The following is a 20,132-nucleotide window of genomic DNA, read 5'->3' as shown; positions in this document are numbered from 1 at the left end:
AGCGAAACTTCAGCCCGCCATGGCCGGCCCCCAGCCTCCCGTGACTCTCGCCAGAGTGACGCATGGTGCTCAGTCCAGCAAAGCCCGAGCCTTCAGCTCGTCGAGGATCTTGGCGGTGTCGCCGCCGCCCATGCGCGCGATGTCGTCCTGGTACTTGAGCAGCACACCCAGCGTGTCGTGCACGGTCGCAGGGTCGAGGCGCATCGCGTTGAGCGCGACCAGCGCGTTGGTCCAGTCGATGGTTTCGGCCACGCCCGGCGCCTTGAACAGGTCGAGCCCACGCATGCGCTGCACGAACTCGACCACCTGGCGGTACAGGCGCTCGGAGGCACCGGGGGCCTTGCGGCGCACGATGTCGAGTTCACGCTCGACGTCCGGGAACTCGACCCAGTGGTACAGGCAGCGGCGCTTCAGCGCGTCGTGGATCTCGCGTGTGCGGTTGCTGGTGATGATGGTGATCGGCGGCGCGCTGGCCTTGATGGCACCCAGCTCGGGAATGGTGATCTGGTTCTCGGCCAGCACCTCGAGCAGAAAGGCGTCGAAGGGTTCGTCGGCGCGGTCGAGTTCGTCGATCAGCAGGACCGGCGAACGCTCCTGCGTCAGCGCCTGCAGCAGCGGGCGTTCGATCAGCATCGCGCGGGTGTAGAGGTTGTGCGCGAGGCGGTCGCGGTCGGCCGCGTCGTGGATCGCATGCGCCGCTTCGGCCAGCCGGATCTCGACCATCTGCCGCGCCACGTTCCATTCGTAGGCGGTCTGCGCCACGTCCAGGCCTTCGTAGCACTGCACGCGCAGCAGCAGGGTCGACAGCGTGCTCGCCAGCGTCTTGGCCAGCTCGGTCTTGCCGACGCCCGGCTCGCCTTCGAGGAACAGCGGCCGGCGCAACTTCAGCGCGAGGAACAGCGCGGTCGCCAGGCGCCGGTCGCAGATGTAGTTCTCGCTGGCCAGCAGCGCGATCACCGCGTCGACCGAGTCGGGCAGCTTCAGTTCAAGGGCCGTCATGGCAGGTTCTTCACTTCGAGGGACTGCAGTTGGCGCACCCAGCGGCCGGGCCGGCTTTCACCCGTGGCCACCAGTTGCAGCGGGCCGGACCGCTCCGGCAGCGGCGAGCCGTCGGCATTCGTCCAGCTCACCATCAGCGCAGCATGCCCGAAATGTGGATCGACCTCGGCCAGGCCGAATACCGCGCGGTAGCCGTCGGCCGCCCGCGCCACCAGCGCATGGCCGACGACGTTGCCGGCACCGACACGCTGCGCGAGATCGAGCCCGCAGGCCTTGAGCAGCGCTGTCGCCGACACGCCGCTGACCGTGAACGGCGCGCCGTCACGCAGCCGTGCGCTCGCCTTCTCCACAGGCAGGGCGTCGAGCTGGGTGCGGCTGAAAGTCTGGCTGCGCCCATCGGCGAGCGTGACGGTCAGCAGCGGCGCATCGGCCCCCTGCCCGCGCACCACCGGTGCAGCAAGCAGCAGTGCCAACGGGAGAAGGCACCAGGGCCGGCGTCGCCACACGGCGCAGACCCTGGTGTGGCTCTCAGCGCGCCAGCGCCGCGGCCACCGCCCGCGAGGCCATCACGCTGATCATCGCGGCGCGGTAGGCGGCCGTGCCGTGCAGGTCGCTGTTCAGTCCGTCGGCGCTCACCTTCACCGCCTTGGCGGCTTCGGGCGTGAAGCTCTTGTTCAGCGCATCCTCGATCGGCTTGCAGCGGAACACGCTGCCGGCCGCGCCGGTGACGGCGACACGAACGCCGGCGGACGTCTGCGCGACGAACACGCCGACCAGCGCGAAGCGCGAAGCCGGCTGCTTGTACTTCACGTAGGCCGCCTTCGCGACGCTCGGGAAGCTGACCGAGACGATCAGCTCGCCCGGCTTCAGCGCGGTCTCGTACAGGCCGGTGAAGAAGTCATCGCCGGCGATCGTGCGCTGGTTGGTCTTCACCATCGCGTTGAGGCCGAGCACCGCCGACGGGTAGCAGGCCGCCGGGTCGGCGTTGGCGATCGAGCCGCCGATCGTGCCCATGTTGCGCACCATCTGGTCGCCGATGCCGCCGGCCAGCTCGGCCAGCGCCGGCACGGCCTTCCTGACCTCGGCCGAGGCGGCGACGGCGGCGTGGGTGGTCATTGCGCCGATCACGACGTTGCCGCCGTCCAGCTTGATGCCCTTGAGATCGGCGGCGCCGCCGAGGTCGACCAGGCGCTCGCTGGACGACAGGCGCAGCTTCATCGCCTGGATCAGGCTCTGCCCGCCGGCCAGGTAGCGCGCATCGCCCTGGAAGCCCGAGGCGGCGGCCGCGGCGCTGGCCGGACGTTGGTAGTCGAAGGTGTACATGTTGATTCGTCTCCTCAGGCCATGTTGTTGGCGGCACGCCAGACACGCTCGGCGGTCGCCGGCATCGCGATGTCCTTCACGCCCAGCGCATCGGTCAGCGCGTTGATGAAGGCCGGGGGCGAGCCGATCGCACCGGCCTCGCCACAGCCCTTCACGCCCAGCGGATTGTGGGTGCAGGGGGTCACGGTGTGGTCGACGGTGAAGTTCGGCAGGTCGTCGGCGCGCGGCATCGTGTAGTCCATGTACGTGCCGGTCAGCAGTTGTCCGGATTCGGGATCGTACACACAACCCTCCAGCATCGCCTGGCCCAGGCCTTGGGCCAGGCCGCCGTGCACCTGGCCGGAGACGATCATCGGGTTGACGATGTTGCCGAAGTCGTCGACGGCGGTGAAGCGCTCGACGCGCGTCTTGCCGGTGTCGGGGTCGACCTCGACTTCGCAGACGTAGGTGCCCGAGGGGTAGGTGAAGTTGGTCGGGTCGTAGAAGGCGTTTTCGTTCAGGCCCGGCTCGAGCTTGTCCAGCGGGTAGTTGTGCGGCACGTAGGCGGTCAGCGCCACCGAGCCGAACGGCACCTTCTTGTCGGTGCCCTTGACCTTGAACTCGCCGTTGTCGAACTCGATGTCGGTGTCCGACGCCTCCAGCAGGTGGGCGGCGATCTTCTTGCCCTTGGCGATGATCTTGTCGACCGCCTTGACGATCGCCGTGCCACCGACCGAGAGAGACCGGCTGCCGTAGGTGCCCATGCCGAAGGGCACACGCCCGGTGTCGCCGTGCACGATCTCGACGTTCTCGACCGGGATGCCCAGCTTGGCAGCGACCACCTGCGCGAAGGTCGTCTCGTGGCCCTGGCCGTGACTGTGCGAGCCGGTGAACACCGTCACCGTGCCGGTCGGGTGCACACGCACCTCGCCAGCCTCGAACAGGCCGGCGCGGGCACCGAGCGCACCGGCGATGTTGCTCGGCGCCAGGCCGCAGGCCTCGATGTAGCAGCTGTAGCCCAGGCCGCGCCGCTTGCCCTGGGCCGCCGAGGCCGCCTTGCGCGCCGGGAAGCCGGCCACGTCGGCCAGCTTGATGGCCTTGTCGAGGTGGGCCGCGTAGTCGCCGGTGTCGTAGGTCAGGCCGACCGGCGTGGCATACGGGAACTCGGTGATGAAGTTCTGCCGGCGCAGCTCGGCCGGGTCGCGCTTCAGGTCACGCGCCGCCTGCTCGACGATGCGCTCGACCACGTAGGTCGCTTCCGGCCGGCCGGCGCCGCGGTAGGCATCGACCGGCGCGGTGGTGGTGAACACCGCCTTGACGTTGCAGTAGATCGCCGGCGTCTTGTACTGGCCCGCCAGCAGCGTCGCGTACAGGATGGTCGGCACGCTCGACGCGAAGGTCGACAGATACGCGCCCATGTTGGCGATGGTGTCCACACGCATGGCCAGGAAGTTGCCCTTGGCGTCCATCGCCAGCTCGACCTTGGTGTGGTGGTCGCGGCCGTGCGCATCGGTGAGGAAGGACTCGCTGCGCTCGGCCGTCCACTTGATCGGCCGGTTGACACGCTTGCTCGCCCACACCAGCGCGGTTTCCTCGGCGTAGAGGAAGATCTTCGAGCCGAAGCCGCCGCCGACGTCCGGCGCGATCACCCGCACCTTCGACTCCGGCAGGCCGAGCACGAAGGCGCTCATCAACAGGCGCTCGACGTGCGGGTTCTGGTTGGCCACGTACAGCGTGTAGCTGTCGTCGTGGCGCGTGTAGTGCGCGTTGGCGGCACGCGGCTCCATCGCGTTGGGGATCAGCCGGTTGTTGGCGAACTCCAGCGTGCTGACATGCGCCGCCTGCTTGAACGCCGCGTCGACCGCGTCCTTGCTGCCGTGGCCCCAGTCGTAGCAGACGTTGTCAGGCACGTCGTCGTGCACGGAAGCTCCGGCCTTGTCGGCGCTGGTGATGTCGATCACGGCCGGCAGCACGTCGTAGTCGACCTCGATCAGTTCGGCGGCGTCCTTGGCCTGCAGCGGCGTTTCGGCGACGACGAGGGCCACCTGATCGCCGACGTGGCGCACCTTGCCCTGCGCCAGCACCGGGTGTGGCGGCTCCTTCATCGGTGAGCCGTCCTTGCTGTGGATCAGCCAGCCGCAGGGCAGCCCGCCGACCTTCGCCTCGGCGAGGTCGGCGCCGGTGAAGATCGCCACCACGCCCTGGGCCTTGGCGGCCTTGCTGGTGTCGATGCTCTTGATGCGCGCATGCGCATGCGGCGAGCGCAGGAAGACGCCGTAGGTCTGGCCGGGCAGCACCACGTCGTCGGTGTACTGGCCGGCTCCGGTCAGGAAGCGGTAGTCCTCGCGGCGCCGGACGGGCTGGCCGATGGGGCTGACGGGCGGTTGGGACATGTCGGTCATGGCGTACTCCTTCAGGCGCTGACGCCAGTGCTGCCGACCTTGCCGCTCTGGCACAGCTGGATCGACTTGACGATGTTCTGGTAGCCGGTGCAGCGGCAGATGTTGCCTTCCAGGCCCTCGCGGATCTGCGCTTCGCTGGCGTTCGGTTGGTCGTTCAGCAGGTTCACCGCCGACATCACCATGCCCGGCGTGCAGAAGCCGCACTGCAGGCCGTGGCACTCGCGGAAGGCGGCCTGCATCGGGTGCAGTTCGCCGTTCTTGCCGAGACCCTCGATCGTCGTGACCTCGGCGCCCTGCGCCTGCACGGCCAGCATCGAGCAGGACTTCACCGCGCGGCCGTTGAGGTGCACGGTGCAGGCGCCGCACTGCGCGGTATCGCAGCCGATGTGCGTGCCGGTGAGTTGAAGCTGTTCGCGGATCAGCTGCACGAGCAGCGTGCGCGGATCGACGTTCGCCGTCACGGCTTTGCCGTTGACGGTCAGGCTGATGGGAACGCTCACGGTTGTCTCCTGGAATGGGCCGCCACCGCGCCCACGGCGGTGTTGCGGCGCATTCTTGGAGTCGTGTCCAGCGCTGCAAAGCGCAGGCGTTCCCTTATGACACTTCGTGCATAGGGGACTGCGTCAGCTTGTCAGCCTGGCCGCTGTTCAGTTCTGGAGCAGGGCTTCAGGGCGTCGCGAAGCCATGCTGCGCCAGCACGCCCTGCCCGGCCGGCGACAGCAGGAACTGCACGAACTGCGTGGCCGCCTCGGGCGCACCGATCAACACCGTCACGCCGTAGCTCGCGCTGACGTTCACGACGTCCGGGATCTCGATGCGCCGCAACGCCGGCTGTTCGCGCTGCGCGATGACGACGTTGGTGCAATAGGTGAGGAACACATCCGCCGCATTGGCCGCCACCAATGCGCCGTAGACGTTGCGGTCCTTGGGCGGCGGCGGTGAGTTCGGCCCGCCGGTGAGCTGAAGCGCCTTGTCGCTCAGAACCTTGTTCGCGCCGGCACGGCCGCTCTTCTCGATGCGTTCGAACATCGCGAAGGCGTAGTCGCCCGCCGGATCGGCCTTCGGCGTCGAGGTGCCGACGCGGATCGTCGGGTCGAGCAGTCGATCGACCAGCGTCTGCGGCGTCGCCTCGAAACCGGGTACGCCGAGCGCGCAGAGCTTGTTGCGCGCGAAGGCCTGCGGGGCTGCCGCCTTGCCGGCCGCGGCCAGCGCCTGCGGATGCTCCATGTTCGCCGAGGCGAACACGTCGGCGCGCTCGCCGCCGACCAGCCGGTCCTTCAGCAGGCCCGAGGCACCGAAGCCGAGCTCGACCTTGCGCCCCGGCGCCGCGGCCTCGAAGGCCCGTGCCGCATCGGTCAGCGCGGCGCGCAGGCTGCCGGCGGCCAGCACCTTGATGCCGGCCTCCTGCGCCAAAGCGGCCGAACCCATCGCAAGCATTGCAGCGATCAGCAGCGTGCGCTTCATCACTTCGTGCCGGCGTTCGGGAAGAACAGCTGCTCGCCGCCGATCTTGTACTCGGCGATGGCGGCCTGACCGGCCGGCGAGACCACCCAGTCGGCGAAGGCCTGTGCCATGTCCTTCTTGACGTGGGCATGCTTGGCCGGATTCACGACGATCACGCCGTACTGGTTGAACAGACGCTTGTCGCCCTCGACGAGGATGGCCAGGTCGGCGCGGTTCTTGAACGACAGCCAGGTGCCGCGGTCCGCCAGCACGTAGCCGTTGGTCGAGGCGGCGATGTTCAGCGCCGGGCCCATGCCGCAGCCGCATTCCTTGTAGCCGGCCGGCTTGGCCGCGGCGATGTCGACGCCCGCGGCCTTCCAGTAGCGCAACTCGGCGGCATGGGTGCCGCTCTTGTCGCCGCGCGAGACGAACTCGGCCTTGGAGGCACCGAGCTTCTTCAGTGCCTCGACCACGTCCTTGCCCTTCACGCCTGCCGGGTCGGCCTTCGGCCCGATGACGACGAAGTCGTTGTACATGACCGGGCGGCGCTCCAGGCCGAAGCCTTCGGCAACGAACTTCTCCTCGGCCACCTGGTCGTGCACGAACAGCACGTCGGCATCGCCGCGGCGGCCCATGTCCAGCGCCTGGCCGGTGCCCTGCGCGACGACGCGGATGTCGATGCCACTGGTCTTCTTGAAGATCGGCAGCAGGTGGCCGAACAGGCCCGACTGCTCGGTGCTGGTGGTCGAGGACATCACGATGAACTTGTCCTGCGCATGGGCGGCGAAGCCGACGAGGGTGGCGGCGGCGAGAGCGAGGAAGCGCGCGGCGGCGCGGCGGGTGATGGAACGGGTCATGCCATTTCTCCTTTGAGGAACTGCTGGGCGCGGCCGTGCAGGCCGCCATCGAAGAACAACGCGGTCGGCAGGTCGGCGTGGATCTCGCCGTCCTCCAGGTAGACCACGCGGGAGGCCAGGCGCTTGGCCTGGCCGAGGTTGTGGGTGCTCATCACCAGGGTCATGCCGTCGGCGGCGAAGCCGGCGAGCAGCGCCTCGACGTCCTTCTTGGCGGCCGGGTCGAGGCTGGCGGTGGGCTCGTCGAGGAACAGCAGCGCGGGCTGTACGGCCCAGGCCCGCGCCAGCGCCAGGCGCTGCTGCTGGCCGCCGGAGAGGGCGCGCGCCGGCCGCTCCTCCAGACCCTGCAGCGAGACGCGCTGCAGCGCGGCGGCGATGCGCTCGCCCCACTGCGCGCGCGGCGCACCGGCCAGCCACAGCGCCAGGCGCAGGTTGTTGCGCACCGACAGGCGCATCACGAAGGGCCGCTGGAAGACCATCGCCTGGCGGCCGGCGGCCGCATCGAGGGCGCGTGTGCCGCGAATGCGCAGCATGCCGTGCATGGCGCGCAGCAGCGTCGTCTTGCCCGAGCCGTTGGGGCCGACGAGTGCGACGAACTCGCCGCGGCCGACGGCGATCGACACGCCCTTGAGCGCGTCGACCTCGCCGAAGCGGATGCGCACGTCCTGCATGGCGATCATGACCGTGCTCATCGCACCCCCGCCAGCGCCGAGCCCTGGCCACGCTGCGCGAAGCCGATGAACAGGTTGACGACGCCGACCACGCCGAGCAGCACGATGCCCAGCGCCATCGCCAGCGGAAGGTCGCCCTTGCTGGTCTCGAGCGCGATGGTGGTGGTCATCACGCGCGTGACGCCGTCGATGTTGCCGCCAACCACCATCACCGCGCCCACCTCGGCGATGGCGCGGCCGAAGGCAGCCATCAGGATGGTCAGCACCGCCCAGCGGTCGTGCACCAGCATCAGCAGCGCGCAGACGATCGGGCGGGCGCCCATCGACCGCAACTGGTCGCCGCCATCGCGCAGCGAATCGCCGACGAGCTGGCGGGTCAGCGCGGCGATGACCGGGAAGACGAGGATGGCCTGCGCGATCACCATCGCGGTGGGCGTGAACAGAATGCCCCAGGCGCCGAGCGGACCGCTGCGCGACAGCAGCAGGTAGACGACCAGGCCCACCACCACCGCGGGCAGCGCGAGCAGCGTGTTCAGCAGCCAGACGAGCAGCCGGTGGCCGGGAAAGCGTGCCACCGCGATCCAGGCGCCGAAGGCCAGCCCGAAGCCGGCCGCAACCATGCACGCCGTGCCGCTGACCTGCAGCGACAGCCAGACGGTTCGGGCAAGGACGGTATCGGCATGGAAGATCAGGTCGACGGCGGTACGGACACTCTCGGCAAAGGCACTCATCCAACTTCTCTCATACTGGCGTGGATTCTCCATGCCGATAGGCAGCCCCGACCATATGAACGCAAATGCATAGGGTGCACCTCACCTACACGCTGGCTGGCCGCGAGACGGTGCAGCAGCGCGACCTGCACCACCCGCTGATGGCCTTGCTCGCCGCGGTGCACGACACCGGCTCGATCAGCGCCGCGGCGCGCCAGCTCGGCCTGTCGTATCGCCACGTGTGGGGCGAGCTCAAGCGCTGGGAAGGCGAACTCGGCCAGTCGCTGGTCATCTGGGTCAAGGGCCAGCCGGCGCTGCTGTCACCCTTCGGCGAGAAGCTGCTGTGGGCCGAGCGGCGCGCGCAGGCGCGGCTCGCGCCGCAGGTCGAGGCCTTGCGTGCCGAACTGGAACAGGCCTTCGCGATCGCCTTCGATGCCAGCGCCGGCGTGATCCCGATGACCGCCAGCCACGACGACGCGCTGCCGCTGCTGCGCACGCTGGCGCAGACGCAGCACAAGCTGCACCTGGACATCCAGTTCACCGGCAGTGTCGATGCACTGGCGGCGCTCAACGACGGCCGCTGCCTGATGGCCGGCTTCCACGCGCTGACCGATTCGCCGCTGCGCTCGCCGACCGCCAAGGTCTACCGCCCGATGCTGCGGCCCGGCCACCACAAGCTGGTCAGCTTCGCGCGGCGCACGCAGGGGCTGATCGTCGCGCCCGGCAACCCGCTGGGCATCACCAAGCTCGCCGACCTGTGCCGCAGCGGCCTGCGCTTCGCCAACCGCGCGCGCGGCACCGGCACGCGGGTGGTGCTGGAGGACCTGCTGGCCGCGCAGAAGATCCCGGCCTCGGCGATCGCCGAGCTGGAGCGCACCGAGCCTTCGCACCGCGCCGCCGCCGAGGCAGTGGCCAGCGGCGGCGCCGACGCGGCCTTCGGCATCGAGGCCGCTGCGCGGGCGCGCGGGCTGGACTTCGTGCCGATCGCCCGCGAGCAGTACTTCCTCGTCACGCTGCAGCACGCGCTCGACCAGCCGCAGGTGCAGACACTGCTGGCACTGCTCAAGAGCGAGGCCTGGCGAGCGCAGCTCAATGCGATCCCCGGCTATGCGGCAGAGAACAGCGGCGAAGTGCTGTCGCTGCGCCGCGTGCTGCCCTGGTGGATTTACCGCAAGCCCAAGCGCTGAGGGAAATGGCGCGCCTCGATGCTGGCGCGCGCTGCCGGATCGATGTTCACCTTCGACAGATCACCCTGCACGTGCGGCAGCGCGAGCAGGCGTTCGTCCATCACGCGGAACCACCAGCGCGGAAAGCAGGCGATCGTGAACATGCCGAAGTAGCCGCTGGGCAACTGCGGAACGTCGTCGACGTGGCGCAGGCTCTGGTAGCGGCGCGACGGGTTGGCGTGGTGATCGGAATGGCGCTGCAGGTGGAACAGCGCGAGGTTGGTCACCAGGTGGTTGGTGTTCCATGAGTGATGTGGCTGCGGCGCCTCGTACTGGCCGCCGGGCAGCCTGCCGCGCAGCAGGCCATAGTGCTCGACGTAGTTGGCCGAGGTGAGCTGCCACCAGGCGACGAGGTTGTGGATGGCGAGAAAGACGATCATCACCGGCCCGAACGCGGCGATCAGCCCGAGCTGCAGCAGCGCCGTGATCGCATACGACTGCAGCATCGTGTTGCGCCAGCTCCAGGAGCGGACACCCAACCCAGCCAGCCGCTGAGACTCGAGCTGCCAGGCGCGGCGGATGCCGCCGGGCAGCTCGCGCAGCGCGAAGCGGTAGATGCTCTCGCCCATGCGCGCGCTGGCATGGTCTTCCGGCGTCGACACCCAGCGGTGGTGGCCGCGGCCATGCTCCACGGTGAAGTGCCCGTAGGCCGGCACGGCGAGGATCAGGCGGGCCAGCCACTGCTCCAACCGGTTGTGCTTGTGGCCGAGTTCGTGGCCGGTGGTCAGGCCCATGCCGGCATTGACGCCGGCGACATAGGCCAGGATCAAGAGCGCCCACCACGGCAGCGCCTGCGTGCCCGCCCACGCCGCGCAAACGAGCAGCGTGACGAAGTACAGCGGCACGCTGAGCCAGGTCAGCCAGCGGTAGTAGCGGTCCGCTTCCAGCTGCGCCACCACGGCCTGCGGCGGGTTGTTGCGGTCTTCGCCGATCAGCGCATCGAGCAGCGGCATCAGCCCGTAGCCGATCAGCAGCGGCACGGCCAGCATGATCGGCTCGCCGGTGTGCGCATGCAGCGCCACGCCGACCAGCGGCACCAGCGGGTAGACCACCGACAGCAGCCAGGCCAGGCGCTTGCCGTCGCGCCAGCTCACGATGCGGCCGTCGGCATCGGTCGCGGTGTAGGTGGTGGACAGCAGGCCCACGCCGAGGCCCCGCTACAACGCGCAGCTGCGGAAGCCGCAGAACAGGTCGTCGCGCTCGGCCACGGCGAAGTGGCGGAACTTGGGCGCCCGCACGCGCGAGCGCGTGGCGAACGAGGCGCCGCGCAGCACCTTGTGCGAACCGAAGGCGCTTTGCGAGTACTCGCGCAGCGGCCCGGGCGCGAAGCCGGGATAGGCGCGGAAGGTCGTCGCCGTCCACTCCCACACGTCGCCCCAGCGGAAGCCGCGGCTCGCGCCCTGGTGGGCAGCAGCCTCCCATTCCACTTCGCTGGGCAGGCGCCGGCCGGCCCAGCGGCACCAGGCATCGGCCTCGTACCAGGTGAGGTGCATCGCCGGCTGCGCCATCGGAACGCGCATCAGCTTGCCGAAGCGCTGCGCCAGCACGCCGTGGCGCAGCTGGTCGACGTGACGCGGCGAGCGCCGGGCCTCGCGCTGTACCCAGCTCCAGCCCTGCGGCTGCCAGAACTCCTGCGCGTCGTAGCCGCCGTCCTCGACGAACTCGGCGTACTGCTGCCAGCTCACGGCCTGCGCGTCGATCTCGAACTCGGGCAGCTCGACATCGTGCACCCACTTCTCGTTGTCGAACACGAAACCGCCCGGCTCGCAGCCCAGCGGCCAGCGCGTCGCCGGAAAGAGCAAGGGCTCGCGCGGGTTCACCGCCGCCGGCGAGGCCGACAGGCCGGCGTCGAACCCGAGCGTCTGCGCCATCTGCGCGAACATCTCGCCGCGCAGGTCTTCGTGGAACAGCGCGAGGCGGTAGAAGTACAGCGCGTCGTCATCGTCCTCGGGGGCGGACTCGAGCAGTTCGAGCGTGGTCTCCAGCGTGTCGACGAGGTACTGCCGCGTCGTCTGCAGGTCGGGCAGCGTCAGCTTCCAGCGCCCGGCGTGCGACACCTCGGCCGGGTCGAAGCAGCGGTCGGCGTCGATCAGCACCGAGGGCAGGCGCGACTGCGTCGGGTCGCAGCGCGCGCCGCGCTGGCGCTGCACGTTGCGGGCGATCCAGCGCTCCTGGAACCAGCCGAGGTAGCCCAGTTCCCACAGCGGCGGGCTGAGGTCGCTCTGCTGCGGCACGGTGAGGTCGGCGGAAGCCAGCGCCCGCTCGCAGGCGGCGATCCAGCGCAGCGTGTGGTTGCGCGAGTCCATCAGCGCGAGCGACAGCAATTCCCGGCCCGCACGGCGCATGCGCGCAGAGTCGATGGAAGGGGCTTCGATGTCGAGCACGGCGGACCTCGCTGCACGGCCATTCTGACACCACCCGCGCGGCCGGCGGGGTTCACGCCGCACTGCTATTCTTGCCGCCCCCTCGACCATGGCCGGCATCCACATCACCGACATCGAATCCGCCATCAACTGGTGGCGCGCGCGCTCGCCCTCCCCCGATGGCATCAGCGCCTGCGCCGAGGTGCGTGCGCTGGCCGAGGTCTACGCGCTGATGGTCTGGCACCACGACCTGCACCTCGACGAGGACGGTCTGAGCGGACGCGCGCGCGAGGCCTGGCTGGCCTGGTACGCGAGCACGCCGGACGCACCGTGCATCGCGATCTGCTCGACCAGCCAGGGCGACGACATCTGCAAGGGCTGTGGTCGCAGCTTCGACGAGGTGCAGAACTGGACGGTGATGACACCGGGCGAGAAGCGCGCCACGTGGCGGCGCATCACGATGGACGGCACGGCCTGGCGCTTCAACCGCTACTCGGAGCGGGCGGGTCATCCGCGATCCGAGCCCTCGGCCGAGGCGGGTTCGTGAGCCGGCTGTCGCGGGTCCTGCACAGCGCCCGCCGCATCGCCCCGCTCGCCTGGCCGGTCTTCGTCGGCCAGGTGGCGGTGCTCGCCTTCTCCACCGTCGACACGATGATGGCCGCGCGCGCCGGCGGCACCGACCTCGCCGCGCTGGCGATCGGCGGCGCCGCCTACATCACGGTGTTCATCGGACTGATGGGCATCGTGCTGGCGATCAGCCCGATCGCCGGCCAGCTCTACGGCGCGAAGCACTACGAAGCCTGCGGCGCGCAGCTGCACCAGGCGATGTGGCTGGCACTCGCCCTGTCGGTGCCGGGCTGCCTGGTGCTGCTGTTCCCACAACCATTCCTCGATCTCGCGCGCGCCTCGCCGGACGTGGCGGTGAAGGTGCGCGCCCACCTGGCAGCGCTGGCCGTCGCGCTGCCGCCGGCGCTGCTGTTCACCGCCTTCCGCGGCTTCAATACCGCGGTGTCGCGGCCGAAGATCGTGATGGGCCTGCAGCTCGGCGCGCTGGCGCTGAAGGTGCCGCTGACGGCGCTGTTCGTGTTCGGGCTCGGCCCGGTGCCTGCCTTCGGCGCGCCCGGCTGCGGCATGGCCACGGCCGTGTGCATGGTGCTGCAGCTCGGCGCGGTGTGGCTGATCCTCAAGCGCGACCCGTTCTATCAGCGCTTCCACATCGGCGACCGCGTCTCACCGCCGCACCGCGGCAGCCTGCTGGCGCTGGTGCGCCTGGGCGTGCCGATGGGCGGCTCGATCATGATCGAGGTGACCGGTTTCACCTTCATGGCCTTCTTCATCTCGCGGCTGGGCGCCACGCCGGTGGCCGGCCACCAGATCGCCGTCAACCTCGTCTCGCTGATGTTCATGATGCCGCTGGCCATCGCCAACGCATCGAGCACGCTGGTGGCGCAACGCATCGGCGCCGGTGACGAGCCGGACACGCACCGCGTCGGCTGGCACGGCGTGGAGATCGGCGTGGCCATCGCCACCGCGATGGGCTGCTTCGTCTACCTGTTCCGCGAGTCCATCCTCGGCCTGTACACGCGCGATGCCGTCATCGTCGCCGCCGCGATGCCCCTGCTGGCCTGGGTGGCGGTGTTCCACATCGCCGACGCGGCGCAGGCGGTGGCGGGCTTCGTGCTGCGGGCGTATCGCATCGCGGTGGTGCCGCTGGTCATCTATGCGCTGGCGATCTGGGGCGTCGGGCTGGCCGGGGGCTACGTCGTCGGTTTCAACGTCACCGGTCTCACGCCGCCGGCCTTGCTCGGTGCGGTGGGCATGTGGTTCGCGGCGACCAGTGGGCTGGTGGTCGCGGCCACCGGGATGTGCGGCTTTCTTGGATGGATGATCAGATCGCGCAAGTCACGGGCTTCGCTGCCAGCAGCGACGTGAGGACGGCGGGTTCGATGCCCACCAGGTAGCCGCGCCGCCCGCCGTTGATGCAGATGCGCGGCAGCGCCAGCACCGTCGCCTCGACATACACCGGCATCGCCTTGCGCGTACCGAACGGCGAGGTGCCGCCGACCTGGTAGCCGCTGTGGCGCTGCGCCACCTCCGGCGTGCAGGGTTCGACCGACTTGGCGCCGATCGCACGCGCCAGGTTCTTGGTGCTGACCTGCCTGTCGCCGTGCATCAGCACGATCAGCGGCTCGCGCTTCTCGTCCTGCATGACCAGCGTCTTGATCACCTCGTGCTCGGGCACGCCGAGCTGGCGCGAGGACTCCTCGGTGCCGCCGTGTTCGACGTACTCGTAGACATGCTCGGTGAAGACCACTCCGCGCTCGCGCAGCCAGGCGGTGGCGGGGGTTTCGCTGACGTGCTTGTCCTTCTTGGCCATGACAGAGATTGTGGCGCGCACGCCTCAGCCCGGCCCACGCGCGGCCTGTTCCGACAGCCGCCCAATCCACGCCGCCCAGTGCTCGATGCAGGCGCGGATCTTCGGCAGGCGCTGCCGCGTGCTGGCGACCACCGCGAAGATCGGCACCGGCCGCGGGTCGACGAACTCCGCCAGCACCGGCACCAGCCGGCCTTCACGCACCAGCGGCATCGCGGCGATCGTTGCCAGCCGGCCGATGCCCAGGCCCTGCAGCACCATGTTCGCCGCCATGCCGGTGTCGTTGGTGCGCCAGTGGCCTTCGATTGGCAGCGTGATCTCGCGGCCGTCGACCACGAAGGGCCAGTGGTTCAGCCGCGTCGCCGCGCTGTTGGCAACCAGCCGGTGCTGCGCGAGTTGGTCCGGATGCGCCGGCAGCCCGGCACGCTGCGCATAGCCGGTCGACGCATAGAGGCCGCGGCCGAGCGTGCCGATCTGCCGCGCGATCATGGTGTCGGGCAACGCGGTGCCGGTGCGGATCGCGATGTCGATGCCCTCGCGCGCCATGTCGACCAGCAGGTCGCTCACCTCCAGCTCGACGCGCAGCCGCGGGTGGCGTTCGCCCAGCGCCGCGAGGCTGGGCAGCAGCAGGTACTGCGCCATCACCGTGCTGGCGGCCACGCGCACCCGGCCGCTGGGCTCGCGCGCCTGGCTGGCGAACTCGCCCTCCAGCTCGTCGAGCGTGTGGCCCAGGCGCAGGCAGTAGTCGAGGAAGGTCTCGCCCTCGGCGGTCAGCGCCAGGCCGTGGGTGGAGCGGTGGATCAGGCGCGCGCCGCAGGTGGTCTCGATGCGCGACAGCGAACGCGAGATCTGGCTGACCGGCACGTCGCGCTCGCGCGCCACGGCGGACAGCGTGCCGAGTGCCGCCACGCGGGCGAACAGCCTCATGTCGTCGAAGGACAGTCCGTGCATGGCTGCGATGGTAGGGCCGCTGGTGTTGCGCGCACTGCAAGACCGATTTGAAGCGCGCGCCGTTTCCGCGCAGACAGCCGCTGCCTAGAGTCCAGTCATCCCTCCTCAGGAGATCCTCATGACTGCCCCGATCGACTTCCGCTCCCTGTCACCCGCCCGCCAGACCGCGCTGATGGACGCCGCGCACCGCCGCGCGATCGACGCGCGCCGCGAGGCGATGCGCGCCTTCTGGTCGAGCCTTGGCCGCGCGCTGCAGCGCGGGTCGCAGTCGCTGCGGACCACGCTCGCGGCGTCAGTCGCTCGTCCCCACACGGTGCGCTGACATGCCGACGCTGACGTTGAAAGTCTCGCCGCCGCAGACGGCCGACCGCCACCATGCGCTGGCCTCGGCGCTGACACGCATCACTGCCGAGACGCTCGGCAAGCGCGCCGACGTGACGGCCGTGCTGATCGACGACGTCGATCCGCAGCGCTGGCACATCGGCGGCCGGGCCTTGCAGCAGGCTTCGGCCTGGCTGGAGATCTGCATCACCGCCGGCACCAACACGGCCGAGCAGAAGGCGGCCTTCATCGCCGACGCGCACGCCGAGCTGCAGCGCCAGCTCGCCGGCAACGGCACGCTGGCACCGGCCAGCTACGTGATCGTCCACGAGCTGCCGGCCAGCGACTGGGGCTACGGCGGCGTGACGCAGCGTGCGCGCCAGCTCGCGCGATCCGTGGCCGCCGCCTGAGCCATCCGCTCGATTTGCTCCGCCAGGTACTGCGCGTCGCGCGCCACACCGGAGAAGCGCCCCGAGCCCCAGGTGTGCAGCCAGGGCAGACCGAGGAAGTACAGGCCGGGGACCGAGCTGACGCCCCGGCGGTGCTGCGGGTGGCCACGGCCGTCGAACACGCCGGCTTCGGCGCCCACGTCCAGCCAGCCGAAGTCCGGCGTGAAGCCGATGCACCAGATCACGCTGGTGATGCCCGACGCTTCGAGCGAGAGTTCGGTGCGCTCGGCCGCGGGCCTCCACACCGGCTCGTAGACACTTGCCGGCGGCGCCTCGATGCCGCGCGCGGCGATGTGCTTGTCGATCGTGGCGTTGATGCCGTTGTAGATCTTGTCCGCCGCATCCAGCACCTCGCCCAGGCGGGGTGCGAAGTGCAGCGTGCCATCGACCACATCGGTCATCGGCCCGTACAGCTGCATGCCCTCGAGCGCGAAGCGGCGCAGGTCGATGTCGCGCCCGCCGTCGCGGCCGGTCACGTAGTGGTTGGTGTTGTCGCGCACGCCTTCGCGCAGCGGGTGCTCGGTGACCGGCATGTCGTAGTAGCCCAGGTCGGCCAGCCAGTCGACCACGTCGCGGCCGCGGTAGAAGCGGGCGCAGCGCGGCGAGTCGCCGGCGGCCAGCACCACCTGCCGGCCGGCAAGGTGCAGGTCTTCGGCGATCTGCGCGCCCGACTGCCCGGCGCCGACCACCAGCACCGCGCCCGGCGGCAGCGCATCGGCGTTGCGGTACTGCTCGGAGTGCATCTGCACGATGTGCGCCGGCAGGCGCTTGGCCATCGCCGGCACGATGGGCACGTGATAGCCGCCGCTGGCGACCACCACCTGCCCCGCCGTGCACTCGCCTTCGCTGCTGCTGACCTGCCACAGGCCGTCGGCCCGCGGCCGGGCGCGCGTGACCGCCACGCCCTCGCGGATCGGCGGGGCTACGAGCTGGCGAAAGCCGTCGAGGTAGGCGGCGATCTCGGGCTTGCGCATGAAGCCGTGCGGGTCGTCGCCGCGGTACGGGTGCCCCGGCAGCTGGCATTGCCAGTTCGGCGTGACGAGGCAGAAGTTGTCCCAGCGCGCCGTCTGCCAGGCATGCATCGCGCGGTGCTTCTCGAACACCATGTGGCCGATGCTGCGCTGCTGCAGGTAGTAGGACAGCGACAGGCCCGCCTGCCCGCCGCCGACGATGACCACCTCGTGGTCGGGTTGTGCTTTGCTCATGGGTTCACTCCAGGAATTCGATCATCTGCACGCGGGCCTGTGGCCAGCGGGCGAAGCGTTCGGCGACGGCCTCGATCTCGCCGAGCTGGTCGGCCGCGCGCGAACAGGCGAAGCCGTACTTCGCGGCAACGCGGTCGGAGGCGATCTGCGTCGCGGTGCGCGCCCGCGCGAGGAAGTCCTCGATCGGGTAGCTGCTTCCCGGCTCGAAGTGATCCTTGATCACCAGCGAGGGCGAGTAGCAGGTCGATTCGCTGTCATCCGGCCAGCGCAGCCGGTAGTGCATCTCGGGCATGGGTGTCGTCTCGGGAGTCGATGAAGTCGCGGTAGAGGGCTTCGTGGCGCGCGGCGCTGGCCGGCCAGGCGTGGCGATGGCACACCGGCGGCGCCATGTGATAGCGGCCACGTTGCAGGGCGCGTTCGAGGGCCGCAGCAATGGACGAAGGCTGCAGCGGATCGGCCCAGGCCACGTCGTGCTCGCCGAAGTGTTCGGTGAAGGGCGCGATCGCCGACACCACCACCGGCGTGCCGCAGGCCAGGCCTTCGAGCGCGGCCAGGCCGAAACCTTCGACCAGCGAGGGCATGGCCACCACGTCGGCGGCGCGGTAGAGCGCCGGCATCCAGGCATCGGGCACCGGGCCGGTCGGCACGATGGCCTGGCCAGGGCCGATGGCCAGGCCCGCCGCCTCGGCGGCCTCGCGGAAGGCGCGTGCTTCTGCGTCGTGCGGAAGCAGGCTGGCACCGCCGGCGACGATCAGGCGCGCCTCAGGCCGGGTCTTGCGCAGTTCGATGAAGGCCGCGAGCAGGCGGCGCGTGTTCTTGCGCGCCTCGACACCGCCGACGGCGAGGATGCGCGCACCGCGCGGGCCGAGATGCATCGCGGCCTCGAGCGCATCGTCCTGCGTGTCGCGCTGCGGCGTGAAACGTTCGAGGTCGACGCCGTTGGCGACCTGCTGCGCCTCGATGCCGTGCACCGTCAGCAGCCGCTGCTGCCAGACGGCGCTGACGCACAGCACGCGCGTGGCGGCGCGGATCGAGCGTTCCTCCCAGGCCTGCACCTGCGGGTCCGGGAAGCGGTCGACATGGTGCACCGTACGCAGGTAGCCGGCGATGCGACCCGCCTCGACCAGGTCGGCCAGCGCGTTGGCACCGATGCCGTCGTGCGTGTGCAGCACGTCGAACGTGTCGAGCCCGGCCAGCGCGGCGAGGTGGCTGCGCATCGCGTCGATCCGCGCGCGGACCTGTGCGGCGAAGTCACCCCCCCGTGCCTCGCACGGCGCGAGCGAGACGCGGCACGGCGTGGCACGGAACAAGGTCTGCCCCGATGCGGCCGGAGCGAAGATCGTGACCTCATGACCACGCTGATGCAGCGCACGACCCAGCTCGAGCACATGCACGACACCGCCGCGCGGCAGCAGCGAGTGGGTCAGCAGGCCGATCTTCATGCCCGCGCTCCGGCGGTGATGAAGGGGCGCGCGGCGAAGTCCCACAGCGGGGTGTCGTCTTCGCCACTGCGCAGCGTGACCGTGGCGCCTTCGTGCACCTCGCCGACCACCGCGGCGGAGAGGCCGCGCGCTGCGAAGCGCTCCAGCACCGCCGCGGCATTGGCAGGCGAGACACTCAGCACGAAGCCATAACTCGGGAAGGCGGTCAGCCAGCGCCGCATCGCCGCGTCGTCGTCGAGCGCCACCGACGGCGGCCGAGGAATGGCAGCCACGTCGAGCACCCCGCCGCAGCCCGAACATTCGAGCAGCATCATCGTCGTGCCCACCGCGCCGGCCATGCTGATGTCCTTGGCGGCGCAGGCCAGGCCCTCCTCCGCGATCATCGGCAAGAGTTCGAGATCACCGCGCAGCCGCTCGGCCGGCGCGCCGGTGGCGGCGTTCCAGTACGGATAGGGTTCCTGCCAGGCCCCGCGCAGGTCGACCGCCATCACCAGCGCATCGCCCGGCTTCGCGTCGAAGCTGGTCAGCAGCTTCTTCGCGCGGCCGACGATGGCCACCGCGAGCTGCGCGCGCGGGCTGCGGTGGTTGCTGTGGCCGCCGACGATCGGGATGCCGTAGCGCCGCGAGGCTTCCGCCAGGCCGTCGAGCACCGGCGCGCCCTGCGCCGCGCCTTCGCTCCACAGCGCGTCGACCACCGCGATCGGCCGGCCGCCCATTGCGTAGATGTCGCTCGCGTTGACCATCACGCCGCACCAGCCAGCGAACCAGGGCATCTTCTCGACGAAGTCGTCGACGAAGCCTTCGATCGCGAACAGCAGGTGCCCGTCGCCGTCGGGTATCGCCGCACAGTCGTCGCCCACCGCCACGCCTGCGGGCAGCACCGGCGCGAGGCGCTGCATCACGTCGGCGATGTCGCCCTTGTGCGCAAACCCGCGGCTGGCGCGCAATGCAGCGGCGAGCGCTTCGAGGTTCATGCCGTCGCTGCCGCTGTCGTTGCCGATGCGGTGGTGACGAAGCCCGCCCACGGGTCGCGGCACGGCGGGTACTTCGTGAGGTCCGCCTGCATGCGCTCGTGCGCGCGGCCGTGGATCGTCTCGCCGCCCAGTGCCTGCCAGTGCAGCTTCTGGAACAGCGGCACGTTCTGTGCCTGCACATGCGCCAGGAAGGATGTCGCGCCCTGTGCGTGCGCGCTGCTCACCGCCAGGCGGATCAGCGTCGCACCGATGCGCCCGTGGTGACGAAAGGCGGCGTGCACCGCCAGCCGTGAACCCCACCACAGGCCAGGCTCCGCCTCGTGAATCCGCACCGTGCCGACCACCTCGTCGGGCATGCCACCCACACACGCCTGCGCGACCAGCAGCTGTGCGTGCTCGTCGATCGCATCGCGGTCGTCGCCGAGGAAGATGCCCTGCTCGATACA

Annotated in this window: 23 protein-coding genes; 5 read left to right on the top strand and 18 right to left on the bottom strand. The window is 70.2% G+C overall.

What is annotated here, in order from left to right; genetic code table 11:
- Positions 1-69: 69 nt before the first annotated feature.
- The 9 genes from AAG801_RS28870 to AAG801_RS28830 all read right to left on the bottom strand — a co-directional run bounded on the left by AAG801_RS28870 (position 70) and on the right by AAG801_RS28830 (position 8,402).
- The gene (locus tag AAG801_RS28870) at positions 70-999 is read right to left on the bottom strand and encodes a MoxR family ATPase (protein WP_341891482.1); all 930 of its coding nucleotides are present in this window, start codon (positions 997-999) and stop codon (positions 70-72) included.
- Positions 996-1,472: a hypothetical protein gene (locus tag AAG801_RS28865; protein ID WP_341891481.1), complete on the bottom strand. Its 477-nt coding sequence runs from the start codon at positions 1,470-1,472 to the stop codon at positions 996-998. The genes AAG801_RS28870 and AAG801_RS28865 overlap by 4 nt, the downstream gene beginning before the upstream one ends.
- A gap of 55 nt (positions 1,473-1,527) precedes the next feature.
- Positions 1,528-2,322 (bottom strand): xanthine dehydrogenase family protein subunit M, encoded by a 795-nt coding sequence (locus AAG801_RS28860; RefSeq protein ID WP_341891480.1) that lies wholly within the window; start codon positions 2,320-2,322, stop codon positions 1,528-1,530.
- 14 nt (positions 2,323-2,336) lie between these two features.
- Positions 2,337-4,703, bottom strand: a complete 2,367-nt coding sequence (locus AAG801_RS28855) for a xanthine dehydrogenase family protein molybdopterin-binding subunit (protein WP_341891479.1) — start codon at positions 4,701-4,703, stop codon at positions 2,337-2,339.
- Positions 4,704-4,714: 11 nt separating this feature from the next.
- A complete protein-coding gene (locus tag AAG801_RS28850) occupies positions 4,715-5,203 on the bottom strand; it encodes a (2Fe-2S)-binding protein (protein WP_341891478.1) in 489 nt (162 codons plus the stop codon).
- A 166-nt stretch (positions 5,204-5,369) separates the two neighbouring features.
- A complete protein-coding gene (locus AAG801_RS28845; protein WP_341891477.1) occupies positions 5,370-6,167 on the bottom strand; it encodes a molybdate ABC transporter substrate-binding protein in 798 nt (265 codons plus the stop codon).
- Positions 6,167-7,003, bottom strand: coding sequence for a substrate-binding domain-containing protein (locus AAG801_RS28840; RefSeq protein WP_341891476.1), 837 nt, complete (start codon positions 7,001-7,003; stop codon positions 6,167-6,169). Before AAG801_RS28840 ends, AAG801_RS28845 begins: the two co-directional genes overlap by 1 nt.
- Entirely contained in the window at positions 7,000-7,692 is a 693-nt protein-coding gene (locus tag AAG801_RS28835) for a phosphate ABC transporter ATP-binding protein (RefSeq protein ID WP_341891475.1), read from the bottom strand. Before AAG801_RS28835 ends, AAG801_RS28840 begins: the two co-directional genes overlap by 4 nt.
- Positions 7,689-8,402, bottom strand: a complete 714-nt coding sequence (locus AAG801_RS28830) for an ABC transporter permease (RefSeq protein ID WP_341891474.1) — start codon at positions 8,400-8,402, stop codon at positions 7,689-7,691. The genes AAG801_RS28835 and AAG801_RS28830 overlap by 4 nt, the downstream gene beginning before the upstream one ends.
- Before the next feature lie 65 nt (positions 8,403-8,467).
- Between AAG801_RS28830 and AAG801_RS28825 the strand changes: the two genes are divergently transcribed.
- The gene (locus tag AAG801_RS28825) at positions 8,468-9,568 is read left to right on the top strand and encodes a substrate-binding domain-containing protein (protein WP_341891473.1); all 1,101 of its coding nucleotides are present in this window, start codon (positions 8,468-8,470) and stop codon (positions 9,566-9,568) included.
- Here the strand turns inward: AAG801_RS28825 and AAG801_RS28820 are convergent.
- Together AAG801_RS28820 and senA are read right to left on the bottom strand one after the other, a co-directional pair.
- On the bottom strand, positions 9,547-10,752 hold the full coding sequence (locus AAG801_RS28820; protein WP_341891472.1) for an alkane 1-monooxygenase: 1,206 nt from the start codon (positions 10,750-10,752) through the stop codon (positions 9,547-9,549). The genes AAG801_RS28825 and AAG801_RS28820 overlap by 22 nt on opposite strands.
- Positions 10,753-10,764: 12 nt before the next feature.
- A complete protein-coding gene (gene senA / locus AAG801_RS28815; protein WP_341891471.1) occupies positions 10,765-11,991 on the bottom strand; it encodes a selenoneine synthase SenA in 1,227 nt (408 codons plus the stop codon).
- Between the two features lie 88 nt (positions 11,992-12,079).
- Between senA and AAG801_RS28810 the strand changes: the two genes are divergently transcribed.
- Together AAG801_RS28810 and AAG801_RS28805 are read left to right on the top strand one after the other, a co-directional pair.
- Positions 12,080-12,517, top strand: a complete 438-nt coding sequence (locus tag AAG801_RS28810; protein ID WP_341891470.1) for a DUF3717 domain-containing protein — start codon at positions 12,080-12,082, stop codon at positions 12,515-12,517.
- The gene (locus AAG801_RS28805) at positions 12,514-13,902 is read left to right on the top strand and encodes an MATE family efflux transporter (protein WP_341891469.1); all 1,389 of its coding nucleotides are present in this window, start codon (positions 12,514-12,516) and stop codon (positions 13,900-13,902) included. The genes AAG801_RS28810 and AAG801_RS28805 overlap by 4 nt, the downstream gene beginning before the upstream one ends.
- On the opposite strand, the gene ybaK is transcribed toward AAG801_RS28805, so the two are convergent.
- Both ybaK and AAG801_RS28795 read right to left on the bottom strand, forming a co-directional pair.
- Entirely contained in the window at positions 13,859-14,347 is a 489-nt protein-coding gene (gene ybaK, locus AAG801_RS28800; RefSeq protein ID WP_341891468.1) for a Cys-tRNA(Pro) deacylase, read from the bottom strand. The two genes, AAG801_RS28805 and ybaK, sit on opposite strands and share 44 nt — an antisense overlap.
- A 24-nt stretch (positions 14,348-14,371) precedes the next feature.
- Positions 14,372-15,295, bottom strand: coding sequence for a LysR family transcriptional regulator (locus AAG801_RS28795; protein ID WP_341891467.1), 924 nt, complete (start codon positions 15,293-15,295; stop codon positions 14,372-14,374).
- 118 nt (positions 15,296-15,413) lie between these two features.
- On the opposite strand from AAG801_RS28795, the gene AAG801_RS28790 reads away from it, so the two are divergent.
- Positions 15,414-15,617: a hypothetical protein gene (locus AAG801_RS28790; protein ID WP_341891466.1), complete on the top strand. Its 204-nt coding sequence runs from the start codon at positions 15,414-15,416 to the stop codon at positions 15,615-15,617.
- Between the two features lies 1 nt (position 15,618).
- Positions 15,619-16,026, top strand: a complete 408-nt coding sequence (locus AAG801_RS28785; protein WP_341891465.1) for a tautomerase family protein — start codon at positions 15,619-15,621, stop codon at positions 16,024-16,026.
- Here AAG801_RS28785 and AAG801_RS28780 read toward each other — a convergent pair.
- From AAG801_RS28780 to AAG801_RS28760, 5 genes are all read right to left on the bottom strand, one after another.
- On the bottom strand, positions 15,969-17,270 hold the full coding sequence (locus AAG801_RS28780; protein ID WP_341891464.1) for an MSMEG_0569 family flavin-dependent oxidoreductase: 1,302 nt from the start codon (positions 17,268-17,270) through the stop codon (positions 15,969-15,971). The genes AAG801_RS28785 and AAG801_RS28780 overlap by 58 nt on opposite strands.
- Before the next feature lie 4 nt (positions 17,271-17,274).
- Positions 17,275-17,562, bottom strand: coding sequence for an MSMEG_0570 family nitrogen starvation response protein (locus AAG801_RS28775; protein ID WP_341891463.1), 288 nt, complete (start codon positions 17,560-17,562; stop codon positions 17,275-17,277).
- Positions 17,525-18,712, bottom strand: a complete 1,188-nt coding sequence (locus AAG801_RS28770) for an MSMEG_0565 family glycosyltransferase (protein ID WP_341891462.1) — start codon at positions 18,710-18,712, stop codon at positions 17,525-17,527. Before AAG801_RS28770 ends, AAG801_RS28775 begins: the two co-directional genes overlap by 38 nt.
- Positions 18,709-19,686, bottom strand: coding sequence for a sll0787 family AIR synthase-like protein (locus AAG801_RS28765; protein WP_341891483.1), 978 nt, complete (start codon positions 19,684-19,686; stop codon positions 18,709-18,711). The genes AAG801_RS28770 and AAG801_RS28765 overlap by 4 nt, the downstream gene beginning before the upstream one ends.
- Positions 19,683-20,132, bottom strand: a 450-nt coding sequence (locus AAG801_RS28760) for an MSMEG_0567/Sll0786 family nitrogen starvation N-acetyltransferase (protein ID WP_341891461.1), incomplete at its 5' end; no start/stop codon positions are given. The genes AAG801_RS28765 and AAG801_RS28760, both read right to left, overlap by 4 nt.

It is taken from the genome of Variovorax sp. YR752 (genome assembly GCF_943372545.1).
The sequence above is the reverse complement of the archived record's forward strand: the minus strand, read 5'-3'. Positions and strand labels throughout refer to the sequence as shown.

Bases quoted from the DNA above. Each gene is read 5' to 3' on its own strand.
- AAG801_RS28870 (WP_341891482.1), bottom strand. From the start codon at position 999: ATGACGGCCCTTGAACTGAAGCTGCCCGACTCGGTCGACGCGGTGATC.
- AAG801_RS28860 (WP_341891480.1), bottom strand. From the start codon at position 2,322: ATGTACACCTTCGACTACCAACGTCCGGCCAGCGCCGCGGCCGCCGCC.
- AAG801_RS28855 (WP_341891479.1), bottom strand. From the start codon at position 4,703: ATGACCGACATGTCCCAACCGCCCGTCAGCCCCATCGGCCAGCCCGTC.
- AAG801_RS28845 (WP_341891477.1), bottom strand. From the start codon at position 6,167: ATGAAGCGCACGCTGCTGATCGCTGCAATGCTTGCGATGGGTTCGGCC.
- AAG801_RS28840 (WP_341891476.1), bottom strand. From the start codon at position 7,003: ATGACCCGTTCCATCACCCGCCGCGCCGCCGCGCGCTTCCTCGCTCTC.
- AAG801_RS28835 (WP_341891475.1), bottom strand. From the start codon at position 7,692: ATGAGCACGGTCATGATCGCCATGCAGGACGTGCGCATCCGCTTCGGC.
- AAG801_RS28830 (WP_341891474.1), bottom strand. From the start codon at position 8,402: ATGAGTGCCTTTGCCGAGAGTGTCCGTACCGCCGTCGACCTGATCTTC.
- AAG801_RS28825 (WP_341891473.1), top strand. From the start codon at position 8,468: ATGCATAGGGTGCACCTCACCTACACGCTGGCTGGCCGCGAGACGGTG.
- AAG801_RS28810 (WP_341891470.1), top strand. From the start codon at position 12,080: ATGGCCGGCATCCACATCACCGACATCGAATCCGCCATCAACTGGTGG.
- ybaK (WP_341891468.1), bottom strand. From the start codon at position 14,347: ATGGCCAAGAAGGACAAGCACGTCAGCGAAACCCCCGCCACCGCCTGG.
- AAG801_RS28795 (WP_341891467.1), bottom strand. From the start codon at position 15,295: ATGCACGGACTGTCCTTCGACGACATGAGGCTGTTCGCCCGCGTGGCG.
- AAG801_RS28790 (WP_341891466.1), top strand. From the start codon at position 15,414: ATGACTGCCCCGATCGACTTCCGCTCCCTGTCACCCGCCCGCCAGACC.
- AAG801_RS28785 (WP_341891465.1), top strand. From the start codon at position 15,619: ATGCCGACGCTGACGTTGAAAGTCTCGCCGCCGCAGACGGCCGACCGC.
- AAG801_RS28780 (WP_341891464.1), bottom strand. From the start codon at position 17,270: ATGAGCAAAGCACAACCCGACCACGAGGTGGTCATCGTCGGCGGCGGG.
- AAG801_RS28775 (WP_341891463.1), bottom strand. From the start codon at position 17,562: ATGCCCGAGATGCACTACCGGCTGCGCTGGCCGGATGACAGCGAATCG.
- AAG801_RS28770 (WP_341891462.1), bottom strand. From the start codon at position 18,712: ATGAAGATCGGCCTGCTGACCCACTCGCTGCTGCCGCGCGGCGGTGTC.
- AAG801_RS28765 (WP_341891483.1), bottom strand. From the start codon at position 19,686: ATGAACCTCGAAGCGCTCGCCGCTGCATTGCGCGCCAGCCGCGGGTTT.